17 protein-coding genes and 1 riboswitch are annotated in these 15,322 nt (G+C 43.6%); of the genes, 1 reads left to right on the top strand and 16 read right to left on the bottom strand.

All coding sequences use genetic code 11. The annotated features are described in order from the left end of the window. Positions 1 to 3: 3 nt before the first annotated feature. The 11 genes from PGQ38_RS03605 to PGQ38_RS03555 all read right to left on the bottom strand — a co-directional run bounded on the left by PGQ38_RS03605 (position 4) and on the right by PGQ38_RS03555 (position 7,383). A complete protein-coding gene (locus PGQ38_RS03605; protein ID WP_117850917.1) occupies positions 4 to 270 on the bottom strand; it encodes a EutN/CcmL family microcompartment protein in 267 nt (88 codons plus the stop codon). 104 nt (positions 271 to 374) lie between these two features. Beyond that, the gene (gene pduL / locus PGQ38_RS03600) at positions 375 to 1,019 is read right to left on the bottom strand and encodes a phosphate propanoyltransferase (protein WP_117850748.1); all 645 of its coding nucleotides are present in this window, start codon (positions 1,017 to 1,019) and stop codon (positions 375 to 377) included. 128 nt (positions 1,020 to 1,147) lie between these two features. Further along, the gene (locus PGQ38_RS03595; protein ID WP_005427721.1) at positions 1,148 to 1,426 is read right to left on the bottom strand and encodes a BMC domain-containing protein; all 279 of its coding nucleotides are present in this window, start codon (positions 1,424 to 1,426) and stop codon (positions 1,148 to 1,150) included. A gap of 203 nt (positions 1,427 to 1,629) precedes the next feature. After that, the gene (locus tag PGQ38_RS03590) at positions 1,630 to 1,932 is read right to left on the bottom strand and encodes a BMC domain-containing protein (RefSeq protein WP_118577772.1); all 303 of its coding nucleotides are present in this window, start codon (positions 1,930 to 1,932) and stop codon (positions 1,630 to 1,632) included. A gap of 21 nt (positions 1,933 to 1,953) precedes the next feature. Next, the gene (locus tag PGQ38_RS03585) at positions 1,954 to 2,229 is read right to left on the bottom strand and encodes a BMC domain-containing protein (protein ID WP_118577773.1); all 276 of its coding nucleotides are present in this window, start codon (positions 2,227 to 2,229) and stop codon (positions 1,954 to 1,956) included. 128 nt (positions 2,230 to 2,357) lie between these two features. Then, a complete protein-coding gene (locus PGQ38_RS03580; protein WP_118577774.1) occupies positions 2,358 to 2,672 on the bottom strand; it encodes a BMC domain-containing protein in 315 nt (104 codons plus the stop codon). Between the two features lie 23 nt (positions 2,673 to 2,695). Next, positions 2,696 to 3,934 (bottom strand): zinc-binding dehydrogenase, encoded by a 1,239-nt coding sequence (locus PGQ38_RS03575; RefSeq protein WP_173717926.1) that lies wholly within the window; start codon positions 3,932 to 3,934, stop codon positions 2,696 to 2,698. Positions 3,935 to 3,951: 17 nt separating this feature from the next. After that, positions 3,952 to 5,340, bottom strand: coding sequence for an aldehyde dehydrogenase family protein (locus tag PGQ38_RS03570; protein ID WP_118577776.1), 1,389 nt, complete (start codon positions 5,338 to 5,340; stop codon positions 3,952 to 3,954). Between the two features lie 72 nt (positions 5,341 to 5,412). Beyond that, complete coding sequence (locus PGQ38_RS03565; RefSeq protein WP_118577777.1) at positions 5,413 to 6,279, bottom strand: class II aldolase/adducin family protein; 867 nt, start codon at positions 6,277 to 6,279, stop codon at positions 5,413 to 5,415. Between the two features lie 246 nt (positions 6,280 to 6,525). Next, entirely contained in the window at positions 6,526 to 6,999 is a 474-nt protein-coding gene (locus tag PGQ38_RS03560; protein WP_118577778.1) for a EutP/PduV family microcompartment system protein, read from the bottom strand. Between the two features lie 6 nt (positions 7,000 to 7,005). After that, entirely contained in the window at positions 7,006 to 7,383 is a 378-nt protein-coding gene (locus PGQ38_RS03555; protein ID WP_173773174.1) for a BMC domain-containing protein, read from the bottom strand. Between the two features lie 279 nt (positions 7,384 to 7,662). Here PGQ38_RS03555 and PGQ38_RS03550 point away from each other — a divergent pair, with 279 nt between their 5' ends. Continuing rightward, positions 7,663 to 8,376: a phosphatase gene (locus tag PGQ38_RS03550; RefSeq protein ID WP_195699947.1), complete on the top strand. Its 714-nt coding sequence runs from the start codon at positions 7,663 to 7,665 to the stop codon at positions 8,374 to 8,376. 123 nt (positions 8,377 to 8,499) lie between these two features. Here the strand turns inward: PGQ38_RS03550 and PGQ38_RS03545 are convergent, their stop codons facing one another. The 5 genes from PGQ38_RS03545 to PGQ38_RS03525 form a co-directional block, all read right to left on the bottom strand. After that, positions 8,500 to 8,808, bottom strand: coding sequence for a cysteine-rich small domain-containing protein (locus tag PGQ38_RS03545; protein WP_118577780.1), 309 nt, complete (start codon positions 8,806 to 8,808; stop codon positions 8,500 to 8,502). Between the two features lie 461 nt (positions 8,809 to 9,269). Continuing rightward, positions 9,270 to 9,457, bottom strand: a riboswitch (cobalamin riboswitch). Positions 9,458 to 9,548: 91 nt separating this feature from the next. Beyond that, positions 9,549 to 10,595, bottom strand: a complete 1,047-nt coding sequence (locus PGQ38_RS03540) for a GDSL-type esterase/lipase family protein (protein WP_204452952.1) — start codon at positions 10,593 to 10,595, stop codon at positions 9,549 to 9,551. Between the two features lie 169 nt (positions 10,596 to 10,764). Continuing rightward, positions 10,765 to 12,120 carry a C40 family peptidase gene (locus PGQ38_RS03535; RefSeq protein WP_173734864.1) on the bottom strand — a complete coding sequence of 452 codons (1,356 nt, stop codon included), beginning with the start codon at positions 12,118 to 12,120 and terminating at the stop codon, positions 10,765 to 10,767. Between the two features lie 283 nt (positions 12,121 to 12,403). After that, positions 12,404 to 13,924 (bottom strand): N-acetylmuramoyl-L-alanine amidase family protein, encoded by a 1,521-nt coding sequence (locus tag PGQ38_RS03530; protein WP_204452954.1) that lies wholly within the window; start codon positions 13,922 to 13,924, stop codon positions 12,404 to 12,406. 310 nt (positions 13,925 to 14,234) lie between these two features. Then, positions 14,235 to 15,221 carry a diaminopimelate dehydrogenase gene (locus PGQ38_RS03525; RefSeq protein ID WP_148461163.1) on the bottom strand — a complete coding sequence of 329 codons (987 nt, stop codon included), beginning with the start codon at positions 15,219 to 15,221 and terminating at the stop codon, positions 14,235 to 14,237. Positions 15,222 to 15,322: the final 101 nt, after the last annotated feature.

Here is a 15,322-nt window from a genome sequence, read left to right as displayed (position 1 = left end):
GCGTTACTCCAATCCTGCACCGTCATCAACGATACCTACAATGGCGGCATCTACCGGTGCTGTTTCTACGCCGCAGCCAATTCTTGCCGCGCTTCCTTGTGCCACCAATACATATTCTCCGATTCCTGCACCGATAATATCGATCGCAACAATCTGACTGAGGTCACCTTTCATGTGATGAACCGGTTCCACGATCATAAACTTATTGCCGATCAGCTTTTCGTTTTTTCTTGTGGAAACAACGCTTCCTACTACCTTGCCAACTATCATGTGAACCTCCAAATTTTATATCAGTTCAGCCATGCATCTGTCATTTTCAGAACCAGCATGGCTGAACACTTTATTTTAGTAATGAGGAAATGATTTCCAAAACATTACTTTATAATTGTAACTGTATTGCCTGTGGCAATTTTTGCTGCATTTGCTTCATCTGTATCAATGTGCATCTCCAGTGTAAAGCTGTCGTCTACACGGATCTTCACCTGATTGAAAATGGTTCCTCTCTCATTGTCTGCTTTAACAGATACGATATCTCCATCCTTCACACCGGCTGCCTGAGCATCCTTCGGGGACATGTGAATGTGACGCATTGCTACGATACATCCCTCTTTCAGATAAATCGCACCTTTCGGTCCGACAATTGCAATAGGAGCACTTCCCTTAACATCTCCAGACTCACGCACCGGTACTTTCATACCAAGCTTGATTGCGTCTGTAGCTGATACTTCAACCTGTGAAGCCTTGCGGACCGGTCCGAGAATACGTACATTCTCAATTGCACGGAGCTTCAGTCCAACGATAGTTACTGTCTCATTGGAGGCAAACTGTCCGCCCATCAGCTCTTTCTTCTTGGTGAGCTGATATCCTGGTCCAAATAAAGCTTCAACATGTTCCTGCGTCAGGTGGATATGTCTTGCGGAAACTCCGATGGGCACCATGAAGCCATTGCCTTTTTCTTCTTTTTTATTGAGAGCATCCAGTACCATTCTGGTAATCAGCTCAACATTATTGGTTTCCAAAAGTACACCTGCTTTCTTCCTGAAATTCGGTAATGTCTGCCATAGCAGACATTATAAAAGTAAGGAGCATCCATGAATTCGCTCATGCAAGCACAGCTCATTCATGGCTGCTATCTGGGACTTTTATATTATTTCAGAACTGGAAGGATTTTCTCAACATCTGTATGAGGTCTCGGAATTACGTGTGTAGCTACAAGCTCTCCAAGTCTGGATGCTGCTGCGCTTCCGCTCTCTACTGCAGATTTAACTGCTCCAACATCTCCACGAACCATAACAGTTACAAGACCGGATCCGATCTTCTCTGTTCCAACTAATGCAACGTTAGCTGCTTTGCACATCTGGTCAGCTGCCTCGATAGCTGCTGTAAGTCCTCTGGTTTCTACCATTCCTAATGCTTCCTGTGTCATGATTTTTTCCTCCTTATGAATTGCTGGTTTCTCAGCTTCTGTATGTTTGGTTTCTGTAATCTCTTTGTCAGCTGCAGTGGTCTTCGGCTCTTCGGCCTTTACTTCTGCTGCTTTTGCTCTGGTTGTTCTGGCCGTTCTTCTCGGAGCGGCTGCCTTTTTAGGGGCTGTTTTTTTCGCTGTCTCTTTCTTTTCTTCGTCAGCCATTATTCATCCCCCTTTTTCTTTCTCCATCGACTTGCGCTAAGCTCCACCATTTTGACGATTTCCTCATGGGGATTGGCAATTACTGCATAGCTTGCCGGTTTCTTGATGGCATTTGTTGCTGCCGCTTCCACAGCTTCTGTAACAGCTGCCACATCGCCTTGTACAATAATGGTCACCAGTCGTCCGCCCAGCTTACGCTCCCATGACGCCAGCTCAACGTCTGCCGTTTTACACATAATGTCCAGGGCATCCATGGCCGCTACAACACCTGTGATTTCAATAAAACCATATGATTTACTCATGAGCGAACTCCTTATAGTTCATTAGATGCTTGGAAGGATTTTCTCCACATCTGTATGAGGTCTTGGGATTACGTGTGTAGCTACAAGCTCTCCAAGTCTGGATGCTGCTGCGCTTCCACTCTCAACTGCTGCCTTAACAGCTCCGACATCACCGCGAACCATAACAGTTACAAGACCGGATCCGATTTTCTCTGTACCAACCAGTGTAACCTCTGCTGCTTTTGTCATTGCATCTGCTGCCTCAATTGCAGCTGTAAGTCCTCTGGTTTCTACCATTCCTAAAGCTTCCTGTGCCATGATGAATTCCTCCTGATATATCTCGACTTTTCAAGTACGCTCCAGCGTACTTGCTGTGAGGTACCTGCCATGCTCCGCATGACTTTGTTCGTTTTTATTATAGACTTAAATTCACTGGTTAGCAATCATTAATCCTTATCCAGTGCGCTGATTTTCAGCATTTTTTGTGTACCGGGTTCCGGATTTGGTATTACGTAGTGCTGTACCACACCGGTCATACTCTCTGCTACTCTGATTCCAGCTTCCACAGCCTCTGTTACATCAGAAACGCTTCCGCGGAACTTGATGCAGACAAGGAGCGGTACCGGCAGACTGTCCGCATTTGCAGGTTTATTTTTATCAAAAACCTCCAGATGGACATTTGCTGCCTTGCAGCCGGCGTCGGCCGCCACAAACGCTGTTGCCAGTCCGAACACCTCCAAGATTCCTACAGCTTCTGCCATCTTGATTCTCCTTTATCCGGCAATTATTTATTTACAACTGCGATCTTAAGACCGGTCATTGCAAGGTTCTTCTTTAATGCTTCATTGATCTCCTCAAGCGGATACTTGTCTGTGATCAGCTCAGACATTGGAAGTCCGATTGCATTTGCTCTCTTAAGGAAATCAAATGTTGTAACGTAATCTCTTAAGGTGTATACCCAGGAGCCTACGATTGTGATCTCTTTGGAGCAGATGTCAAAGTGCGGGTTAATTGTAGCATCTCCACCATTGATGAAGAAACCAAGCTCGCAAAGGCCACCGCCGTTACGGATGAATTTGTAGATGTTTGCATGAGCAACAGGTGATCCTGTACACTGGAATGCAAAGTCTGCAAGATGTCCGCCAAACTGATCTTTAACAGCTTCAGAAAGTGCTTCGATTCCTTTGTGCTCCATGAAGTTTACACTCATGGTAGCGCCCATTCTCTTAGCGAAATCAAGACGCTGCTGATTTCCATCTACAGCACAGATGTTCTCGATACCCATGGTACGAAGAACTGCAATACAGATCAGACCGATTGGTCCGCATCCCTGTACAACAACTCTGCTGTTGAAACGAAGGATACCAGTTGTTTTTGCTCTCTCAACTGCATGTACAAGAACTGCACATGGCTCGATCAGGATACGGGAGTCCAGATCAAGATCACTTACGTTGAAGAATGTGCTTCCAAACTCTCCACCTCTGATAAAGATGTAATCAGAAAACCATCCGTTAAGATGAATGTCATCATCTGGAAGAAGTCCGTATACGTCAGCTCCTCCAACGTTTTTCTTGTTTAAGTCGAACATTGTGATTTCAGGATCATCCTTGAAGATCATACAGGTAACGACTTTGTCACCGATCTTAACCGGTTTTCCAGCTGTATCAGTCTTAACATTTTTACCCATGGCAACGATCTCACCAGTTCCCTCATGTCCAAGTGCAACCGGGATCAGGTTGAATGGGTCTCTCTTGAATTCGTGAGCATCAGTACCGCAAACGCCGCAGCCTTCTACTTTAACAAGGATGTCGTCATCGCCAATTGCCGGAATCGGGTACTCTTTAATATCAAAATGCTCTTTTTCAGTAAGTACTGCAACGTGTGCAGTTTTCGGAATTGCGCCTGCCGGTGCTGCAGCTGGTGCTGCCGGTGCTGCTGATGCAGAAGCTGCCGGTGCTGTTCCAGCCATTCCAGCAAGAACCTGTTTTACGATTTCTTCGATATTTACGTTATTCATATCCATTTTTATGTTTCCTCCTGTCAGCGAATGCAAAGGCTGTCTGCCATTACGCAGCGTCTTCTCTTGGTGAATGTACTTGCACTTGTAAGTCCTTCACCAGTACGGCTTGCGATTGTGAATGTACAGTAACCTTCTCCGCCGAATCCAAGTGCTGCATAGGAAGGTGCATTCTTAACAAGGATTGCGGTGTCGATTGCTTTCGCATATTTGGTGATATTGTCAATGTTCTTGGAATGAATGTGTGCAGAGTGGCGGTTGCCATGCTCAAGCCATACAGCCTGCTCTACTGCATCATCAAAATCTTTTGCCCTTACAACGCCAAGGATCGGCATCATAAGCTCTGTAGCGATAAGTGGATGTTCCTTCGGTCCTTCAAATACGATGCAGCGGATATTTGCAGGAGCATTTACTCCGATCATGGAAAGTAATGTTCTTGCGTCACGTCCAACGCATTTACGGTTCAGCTTGCCGCCTGCAAGAACAACTGCTGTAAGTTTATCCTGTTCTTCTTTGGAAGCAAGGTAACAGTCATTCTCACTTACCAGATAATGCATAAGCTCATCTGTAATAGAAGCAACTGCTACGATTTCCTTCTCTGCGATACACGGAAGGTTGTTATCGAATGTACATCCGTTTACGATATCCTGAGCAGCTTTTCTTACATCTGCTGTCTCATCTACAACTGCCGGAGGATTTCCTGCGCCAGCGCCGATTCCACGTTTTCCAGAGGAAAGGACTGCTGTTACAACGCCAGGACCGCCTGTTGCTGCGATAAGCGGGATATCTTTATGTTTCATCATAATATTGCTTGTCTCTAATGTAGGTTTCTCTACTGTTACTGCGATATTGTCCGGGCCACCTGCTTCCAGGGATGCCTCATTTAAAAGATTAATCGCATAAATAGAGGTTTTGATTGCTGCCGGATGTGGATTAAATACAACTGTATTTCCACCTGCCAGCATACCCATTGTGTTGCACAGAATGGTCTCACTTGGGTTCGTACACGGAGTGATTGCTCCGATTACGCCAAACGGTCCCATCTCGATCAGAGTAAGTCCTCTGTCGCCTGACCATGCTGTAGTGCTGAGATCTTCTGTACCAGGGGTCTTATCTGCTACCAGATGATGTTTCAGGATCTTATCTCCTACATTTCCCATTCCGGTCTCATCAACACCCATACGTGCAAGGATTTCTGCATTTTCTTTTGTTTTTCTTCGAATGCAGGTAATAATTTTTTCTCTCTGGTCCAAGGACATTTTCCGAACGATCTTCTGGGAAGCTTTCGCAGCCTCAATGGCCTCGTTCATATCTGTGAAAATTCCATGTTTACCGGCCGGAGCGTCTGCAATCTGCATTTTCGCCATAACTTCCTGTACAATATCCTGTACCATGCTCTCGCTGATTGGCATGAGATTGTTCCTCCTTAACAATTGCCCGCAGCTGCCTGATTCTCTCACAGCTGCGGCCTTTATATTTTCTGATTATTTCAGTCCTAACTGAGCCATAACCTGTTTGGTGATCTTAGCTACTAACTCTGCATCTGCATTAGCTGTATCTGCTGCCGGAGCATCGCAGTTGCCGCCAACGAAATCATACTGATATCCTGGGAACTGTTTATAGTCTTCGTTGTGACATGCACCACCGCAGTTATGGCAGTTCATGCCATCTTTGTTCTGGCAAAGGCTTGCCGGATGTTTTCCAGGCATACCGAATTTACGACGGATCTCATAAAGTTTCTTAATGTTCTCTTTATCAAATTCCTTCGGGCCTCCAAGAAGTTTGCTCTGATACAGAAGCTGTGCATAGAATTCTACGGACTCCATCTTCATGTATGCAGCGTTCAGGTCTGTGCTCCAGGTAAGAGCTCCGTGGTTCTCAAGAAGAACTGCATCGAAATATGGAAGATATTTCTCAAGGTTATCCGGAATCTCCATTGTAGAAGGTGTACCATACTCAGCGATCGGAACACATCCAAGAGCGATAACTGCCTCTGGCATGATTGGCTGTGTAAGCGGAATACCGGCAATAGCAAAAGATGTTGCATAAATTGGATGAGCATGTACAACAGATCCTACATCAGGTCTCTTCTCATATACTCTCATATGCATCTTGATCTCAGATGATGGTTTGAATCCCGGGTTAGCCTGAAGAACATTTCCTTTGGCATCTACTTTACAGATGAACTCTGGGGTCATGAAACCTTTGGATACACCAGTAGGTGTGCAAAGGAACTCGTTGTCATTCAGTTTTACAGAAATGTTTCCATCATTTGCTGCAACCATGTTGCGGTTATAGATTCTTCTTCCGATGTCGCAAATCTGTTTTTTGATTTCGTATTCGTTTACCATGCTTTTTTCCTCCTTAAGCACATTCAGGTGCGGTGGATTATGTAAGTTATAGTACCGCACCGGGTAACTTATCATGGCTAGGCATAGCTAGCCTGTTACTTTTTAGGTTATGTTGTAAGTTTACACCATTCCACATTATAAGTCAAGGTTTTTCCGTTGTTTTATGTTGTTTTATGTGGATTTTTTTCTGGATTGCTATGTTGTTTTTCGTGGTTTTACTGTTTTTCCCCATTTGGCAGGTATTTTCTAATTCACAGGATCAGAGGCATCTTTTTCCCATGGCATTACATCGCCATCTTCCCTAAGATATTCCAAAATCTCCGGAATGCCCTCCTGCTGCCTGGAGTCTACATAAAAGATTTTTTTACAGCCGGCAAGCTCCAGCCAGGACGTGGCAAGTTTTACATTTGCATCCGGATTGTGGATTTTGGTAACAATTCCAATTACTTCACGGTTGGCCATACAGGTAATGCAAGGTGGAAAAAGGCAATACGGTTCCGTGGCAGATACCAGCAGCCCTACCACATCTGATTCATATGTATACAACGCCAGGGCGTGTCCCAGACCTTTCGTCTGGGCATACTCTCCTGGCGTATCTACGATCACATCAAAATTATTTACATATTGTGTTTTATGATAATGTATTTTTTCACCACGCAGGGCCTGGGTCAAAGTAGTTTTTCCAGCCTCGCTGCGACCGATCAGAACAAGTTTCCTCATATTCTGTCAAGTCCTTGTAATGGGGCATAAAGTAAAGCCCAGTTTATTTCCCACATAGTCCAGAATTGCGCTAGTAGAAGCTTCTACTTCCGACACAGTACCTGTGATGATCAGGCTTCCGCTGAAACGATCAACAAACCCCAGTTCAACGCCAGATGATTTCATCGCAATATCTGCCATAATGATAGCAGTTTCTGCCGGACTTACAGTCATGATCCCAATGGCCGCTCTTGAGTAATCCAGAGATGGATCAAGACCCAGCTTGGTGTAAAGAATCTTATCCGGATTGGCAATGATATGTGCCAGGGAAATCTGCTTGCCTGGCACAAGCTCCTGTACAATTCTCTGTTTCATTTCCGGAGACATATTATCTGTGTATCCCATTTTCTCCTCCTGAATAAAGAGTTTTTATTTTCTGATTTGATTATACCTTTCTGATTTCCAAGTGTCAACAAAAAGCAACACTTCTCTGCATGCGATGTGTGGTTTTTCTTGTACTGTAATGTTGTTTTTATTTGTTTTCTCTGTTTTTTCTTATTTATGATTGACATGTTTTTTGCCCTCTGGCATACTAAAGTTAACTGTAAATGGCTTTTTAAAACACTTTTATAGTGAAATTACCAGCTGCATATATTCACGTAATCTTGATTAGGAGATGATTTTATGTATCTTTCTGATATACACACACATTCTATTGCCAGCGGACACGGCACGACCTGCACCATCAGTGACATGGCAAAGGCAGCTTCCCAAAAAGGGCTGAAGCTTCTTGGAATCACAGACCACGGACCAGCCACTCTGGCTGCCGGAACTTCTTCTTATTTCCGAAGCCTGATCTATTCGCCCAGGAAGCGTTTCGATGTGGAATTATTATATGGAATTGAACTGAACATTCTGGATACCGATGGAAAAACAGATCTGCCACAGGAGCTTCTTGATAAGCTGGACTACGCAATCGCCAGCATGCATTATCAGAATTTCCGGCCAAAGACCAGGGAAGAAAATACTGCTGCTTTTCTGAACGTAATGAAGAATCCGGTTATAAAGATCCTAGGACACATTGATAATCCCCAGTATGACATAGATTACGACGCAGTTGTAAAATCTGCCAGTGAAAACGGTGTTATCCTTGAAATCAACGAAGCTTCCCTGGCGCCTTACGGATATCGGGGCGATACCCATGCCAACTGCGCGCAGATCCTGTCCTGCTGCCGGAAGTATCTGGTTCCAATCGTGCTTTCCAGTGACAGTCATGGAACAGAGCATATTGGAGACTTCACTTATGCCGCTGATTTCGTTCATAATGCTATGTTTCCAGAGGGTCTGATTCTCAACAACCAGATTCCGAAATTAAAGATGCTGTTAAGCATACGATAAAAAGGATCCAGCTTGCAGAATTCCAATGGAATTTTGCATTACGCAAAAACTCTCCGAGAAATGTAAATACGTAAGCTTAACTTCGTATATATTCCGGAGAGTTTTTTATACTTATTTCTTTGATTACTCATTTTCATTTTTATGATCTGCTTCTCTTACTTTCTGCATCATCGCAGCAAGTTCCTGATATTTTCCTGTCACATAACCGTAGTTTTTCTTCTTATGAGGGAGCTGACAATTCGTACAATCTTTAAATCCCTTCTCATTATATTTGAAATTTCCGCCGCATTTGTCTCCAAGGGCATAAAGCGGGCAATAGCAGAACAGACAGTTAAAGTCCTCTGGATCAGCTCCTTTATGGCATGGAAAATACTCACATTTCTTATGACTGAAATAAGCGTATTCTTTGTCTTCCCAATATTTTTTCTCCATATTTCTCTCCTTATCTCATACAGCTCAAAACAAAATATTCTTTATATTCTATTTCGTAATGCCCCAAAATCAAATGCAAAAAAAGAATCCCGCTTACAGGAATAGAATACGGCCAGAGCGTGTTTAAAAAAGGCTTTCTGTAAGATGTGCGTCACACCCTGCAGGAGATTACGGGAATAATTCTACAAACAGGCTCAGGAAAAGTGTAAAAAAAATACCGCATATGCGGCTTCTGAATCATCATTATTTAAGAGGGAGCGATGCTACTCCGGGGTAGAATATGATCCGTTCATATATACGCGGAGGGAACGGTTTCATCCGAAGTAGTATCGCCTGCCATTTAATCTGTATAATTCTTCTGAACAGGCGATCATTCCATAAAAAATGTCCACTCACAAAAGCGGACAACATCTCAGGGCTGCGGATTCCCCAAAACTGGTTGTTACACTTTCATCGGAAGTTTAACCTCGCCATACCAAGCAGGTTTCCTGGCTCCAGGATCATCACATCCTCTCTCCTTCTCATGCGCAAGCACAATGGACTATGAGATTCGCTCCTCTGTTACAGTGACCGGATCGCTCAGGTTTCTCACCTGATTCCCTCTTTCTGCCAGCTTATAGCTGTCAGCACTTAATATGTTCACTATGGAATTATACTGACATCATATTACCACCGGTCACTGTCTTTGTCAACCATTTGAAAGGATTTTTTGTTATTTTTTTATCAACCTGATGGTGCTGTCACGGCGTGAACAGCAGCGTCAGCTTCTCCAGAATCTTCTCCATCAGGATTTTCGCTGTTTTTTCATGAGATCTGTGCCCAGGGTGCTGCCTTGATCCAAATTCTCCTTCCTGTGTATCCGGAAGCTTCACAAATTCCACGCGCTCATCCCCTGTTTTTCTTTTATAATTCCCCACCGCTTTCTCAAGCGTAGGCAAAATCTCAGCTCCAAGCATTCCATAACACCACAGAATATAGCTTTCCGGATTACATACGCGCAGTTTTCTCAAAAAGTCTTCCACAGCCTTTCCAACTCTGTCCATATTCTTCGTGCCGCTGCTGTCGTTTGTCCCCAGATTCACTACGATCACATCAGGCTGAAACTTCTGGAAATCCCATTTTTCCATAGCACCCAGTTGTTTGTTTCTTTCTCCATTTAAAAGACCGCACACCTGCTCATAATATAGCGGGATTGCCTGCTGCTCATTGCCTTCCCAGGAACAGAAAACGCCCCAGCCGCTCTGACTGATGCAATTGTACACCGCGCCCAGTTCTTTTGCTGCCATATATGCATAATTATCCACGGCATTGAAGCAAAAGGAATTCCATGTCATTTCTTCTCCTGCACCGCTGCCGCCCTCACCAGAGGTAATGCTGTCCCCTATTACCTCCAATCTGAGCTTTGGTGTTTCAAGAGGTAAAAACTCACCGTCAGTTTCAACCTCCAGAAGCTGAAGCAATGTTTTTTCATCTGTGGGAAACGCAGGGGTATCACGAAGAAGCTTTACATTTCTTACCTTATCCCTTTCCATATTACGGAAAAGACAGATTTCCTGTTCTCCCTTATTTACCATAAGCCGTTGGGACAATACGCCGTCTACGATCACATCCACCCATGGCTCAAAAACATCATAATCGGAGCGGATTTTCACCCATATTTCTGTTGCTTTTACATTCAGTTCAATTCCGGAAGCGGTCCAAAATAGTGTTACCGGTTCCAGACTGCCATTCGTTCTTCCTAATATTCTTAAATATGGAATTTCCTTCATCTGATAATGGCTAAGCATTTTTCTCCACCTCTCATCTGGCTATACGAAATATTTATGTTACGATTTTCAGACAATACTTTTATTCTTACTATACTTCTTTTTTCTTTGCTTTTCCACATTATTTTCAGTAAAAAGCCCCTTCCGGATTTTCATCTCCGGAAAGGGCTCACAAATTCATTTATTCAGATTACACAAGACGTCTTACAGAAGTAATCGTTCTGTATGCAGCATTATCGCTGACCTTGATGCCATCTCTGGCATTGGATGCATGGACAATCTGTCCATTTCCCATATAAATTGCAACATGTCCGCCATAGCAGATCAGGTCGCCTGGCTGAGCATCCGCATAGGATACTTCATATCCGGCATTCTGCTGCTCATAAGATGTTCTTGGAAGACTTACGCCAAAGTTTGCATATACACTCTGCACAAAGCCAGAGCAGTCAGCACCACTGGTAAGGCTTGTTCCACCCCATACATATGGGTTTCCAACAAACTGTGTTGCATAGGATACAACAGAAGAGCCGGAACCTGAAGAACTGCTGGCTGATGAACTGTCAGAAGAACTATCTGAGGAACTGTCGGAGCTGCTTGCCTCGGAATTGTAATCAACTGTATTGTCAGTATCAATTACATTACCATACTCATCGTATTCATAATCAGAAGATCCATCAGAAGAACCACTTACAACATTTCCATCTTCATCATACTGAACATCTTCTGAGGAATTATCTCCGTTCTGAGCTGCTTCCTGTGCTGCTGCAGCTGCTGCGGCCTCTGCCTCTGCCTGACGTCTTGCCTCTTCTTCTGCTGCAATACGTTCTGCCTCAAGCTGCTCAATTTCTGCCTGCTGCTGTTCCAGAAGGTTCGCATACTCAGTAGCCTGCTGCTGTGCGTATGCGATCTCATTCTCGCAATCAGCACTGTTCGCACGGGTTACATCCAACTGATACTGAAGGTTAGACTGCTGAGCCTCATATTCTTCCTTCATGGTCTCAAAATCAGCTTTCTCCTGCTCATACTGATCTTCTAATTTCTGAACCTCCTCAATCGTTCTTGCATATTTCTGAAGGCTCTCTCTGTCCTGCTCATACATCTGCTGTGTATACTCAGCTCTGGTAAGAAGGTCTGCAAGGTTATCTGCATTTAACATCATCTGGAACCATGCATTGTTTCCACCTTTTTCATAAAGATACTGAATACGTTTCTTCATGGCGCCGTACTGTTTATCCTTGGCATTCTGAGCCTTGGTCAGGTCACCCTGTGTTTTCTCAATTTCTGCTTCCTTGGAAGCGATATCACTTTCAAGAGTCTGAATGGAAACCATTACATTTACAAGATCAGAATTCAAAGATTCGATCTGGCTCTCAAGCTGCTGCTTCTGATCCCACAGGGCACTCATGCGTGCGTATGTAGCATCCAGCTGCTGGCTTGTCCAGGCCTGCTCTTCTCTTAAATCGCTCTCACGGTCAGCCATTACGCTTACAACCTGTGAGCCGCACATTAAAATTGCCAGTGTCAGACATACAATTCTTTTCTTCATGTTTCATCACCCTCGTTAATCTTTTTGATAATCTAAAAAGCTCAATTTGTAATATGTTTGCAACATTTCATTCAATCTTGCTACATATTAGCACACTCTCGCAAAGATTTCAACCCTAAATCGCAATAAATTTTAAAACTTTGTAACATTTCGTAATACATTTGTCTAAATAAGAGAACACAGAGCGTGTTTGTGCAACAGAGGGGGAATTCAAAGATTTCCGCTGTTACATAAAAAGAGAACCAGTATTTTCACTGATTCTCTCTTGTATATTACTTAACCATTATTTTCCAAACAGATCGTACAGAATCTGGTCTGCTGTCATATTGTAATAACCATCCGGATCAGAAAGTGTATCTCCATTCCATCTCAGATAGTTTCCATTTCGGATATAGTTTCCAACGGATGGATGATAGTTGAAGATGCTGTATCCGGAATACAAGGACATATATTTCTTCGCAAGGGCTGCCGCCTCACTGGAATAGCTTCCTGTAGGTGTGGTAGTTCCAGAAATCTGGACACCTGCCTGCGGAGTGGAATGAATGATAACAACACTCTTATCACTGCACTGTCCAAGAACGATCCATGTATGACCATCGTTGTATCCGATATCGCCAGGCTTCAGTTCCCAGCCATTCTGTGACAGATAAGACTGATTTACGATTGAGCCCCAGCCTTTCCCCTTGTAATAGCTTCCAATTTCACCTGAAACCACTGTGTATCCATATCCTACACCGGACTGTGTCTGCATTACCTGATAAGCAGACCAGCCTACAAAGCCTGAACAGTCAAATCCTTTCGCACGATTGGAAGTAGAAAGATCACGGTAATTATTGTAATCATAACTGGATGGATTCGCTGACCATTTATTATACCAGCTGGTCATGGTATCGCTGAGGCCCTTTCTTGTAGAATCATTCCATCCACCGCCCCATACGTAAAGTGCTTTTCCAACAGGTAAAAGTGCTCCTGCAAGATAATTCTTGATGGTCTTATTTCCTGTATTTCCATTCGGAGAAGGATCATCCTTCTTCTCTCCCTGGCATACACCAGTACTGGAAAATGTATATGTAACGCCATCAATAGTCTGTGTGCCTGTGTACATCGCGCCTGTAGTAGGATCAAAATAGTACTTTGTACCCTTGTCTGTATTCTCCACCCAGCCGGTCGCCATAGCTCCGGAGCCGCTGTAGAAATAATAGGTAACATTATTGATCGTCTTAAATCCAACTGCCATGATTCCATTGGTAGCAGTTTTCGATGTAGTGTCAAAATACCGCTTCACTCCTGATGAGCTAGTCAGCCAGCCTGTGGCCATAATTCCCGTTTTGGAAAAATAGCGGATATTTCCTTTGCTGTCCTTTACAAAACCGGTAGCTGCAACGCCTGATTTCGCGTAAAGGTAATAGGTCTTTCCGCCAAGCTTCAGCCACTTTTTCTTCATGTATCCGGTTGACGGTGCAAAGTAACGGCGCTGTCCCTTGGAATTGGAAAGCCATCCAGTTACCATAACACCTGCTTTGCTTGTGAAATAACGCTTTCTGCCCTTTTTATCTTTCACCCAGCCTTTCACCTGAACACCGGTAGATTTATTAAAATAATATTTCTTACCGTTCAGGGTAAGCCATCCTTTGACTTTCTTGCCGTTTTTATAGTAGTATGTTTTCCCTTTTACTGTACGGAATCCATTCTTCGTGGCAGCCTGTACATCTCTTGATGTACTCTGGCATGTAAAACCGGCTGCCATAAGCATTACCAGCAGCAGGATACTCCAAAGTCTGAATTTTTTACATTTGTTTTGCATACTTACCTTCCTTTTTAATTAATCTGTTGCTGTCCACAGGTAATACTGCTGTCCAGCAAACACAACCCCTGTTATTATCATCTTCAAGTTTTTACAAAGTTGTTACAGCTTTATGTAGCTCATTATATTACAGTTTCCATCTATCGTCAACCCGAAAGTAAAACTCTGTAAAGTTTTCACAATATTTTCGTATTATTTTCTCTTTAAAAGCAATGTTTTCAAAGGTATTTTCCATAAAAAAAGAACAGCCCCACACAATGTGAAAGAACTGTCCTTTTATAAATTCTGTAATATTTCTGTTATAAAGTAATTATAACAGATGTTTTCTTAATTCTTCTCCGCTCAGAGCGCTTAAGTAAGCAGGTGCTACATCAAATACCGTCTTGCAGCCATTCTGTCCTTCCTGGTTCATGCGGTATGCAGCTCTTGCATATGCAATGATTACAGAAGAAGTAAATTCCGGATTGGAATCCAGTTTCAGGCTATATTCGATCACATGGCTGTTCTCATCGTTCCAGCCTGTCTTGCCTGTGCGGATTACAAATCCACCGTGCGGAATTCCGCTGTGGTCACGTTTCAGTTCCTCTTCGGAAATAAAATGTACTGTGGTATCGTATTCATCAAAGTAGTTCGGCATAGTCTTGATCTCATTCTCAATCCTTGCAAGATCAGCGCCTTCTTCAGCTACTACGAAACACTCTCTGGTATGTTTCTCTCTTGTAGTAAGCTCCGGATTCTTTCCGCTTCTTACTGCTTCCAGAGCAGACTCAACTGGGATGGTGTACTGTTTGCCGTCTTTTACTCCTTTGATACGGCGGATTGCATCAGAATGTCCCTGACTTACGCCTTTTCCCCAGAATGTGTAATCCTTGCCGTTTGTCAGGATTGCATTTGCATACATGCGGTTCAGAGAAAACATTCCCGGATCCCAGCCTACAGAAATAATTCCAACATGACCGCTCTCAGAAGCTGCTTTGTCCACATTTGCAAAATGTTCCGGGATTCTCTTATGGGTATCAAAGCTGTCTACCACATTGAACCACTGGGCATACTTAGGTGTCTGCTCCGGCAGATCAGTAGCACTTCCGCCGCAAAGAATCATAACATCAATCTGGTCTTTCATCTTCTCAGCATCATCTACAGAATATACCTTCGCTGTCTCTGTCAGAATTTTAACACTTTCAGGAGCACGACGGGTAAAAACTCCCACCAGTTCCATATCAGGATTGTGTTTGATCGCACATTCTACGCCACGTCCCAGGTTACCATATCCCAGGATACCAATACGAATACTCATTATCTGATTCCTCCTATACTACCGCACGCCAGATGCACAATCCCCACAAATGGTCATGCAGCCCCCAAAAGCTGTATTATCCCATACGAACGTCAGATGCT

The sequence above is a fragment of the Blautia faecis genome (assembly GCF_027662325.1).
In the GTDB taxonomy this organism is placed as follows: Bacteria; Bacillota; Clostridia; order Lachnospirales; family Lachnospiraceae; genus Blautia_A; species Blautia_A faecis.
This window is presented reverse-complemented; position numbering and strand designations above follow the sequence as displayed.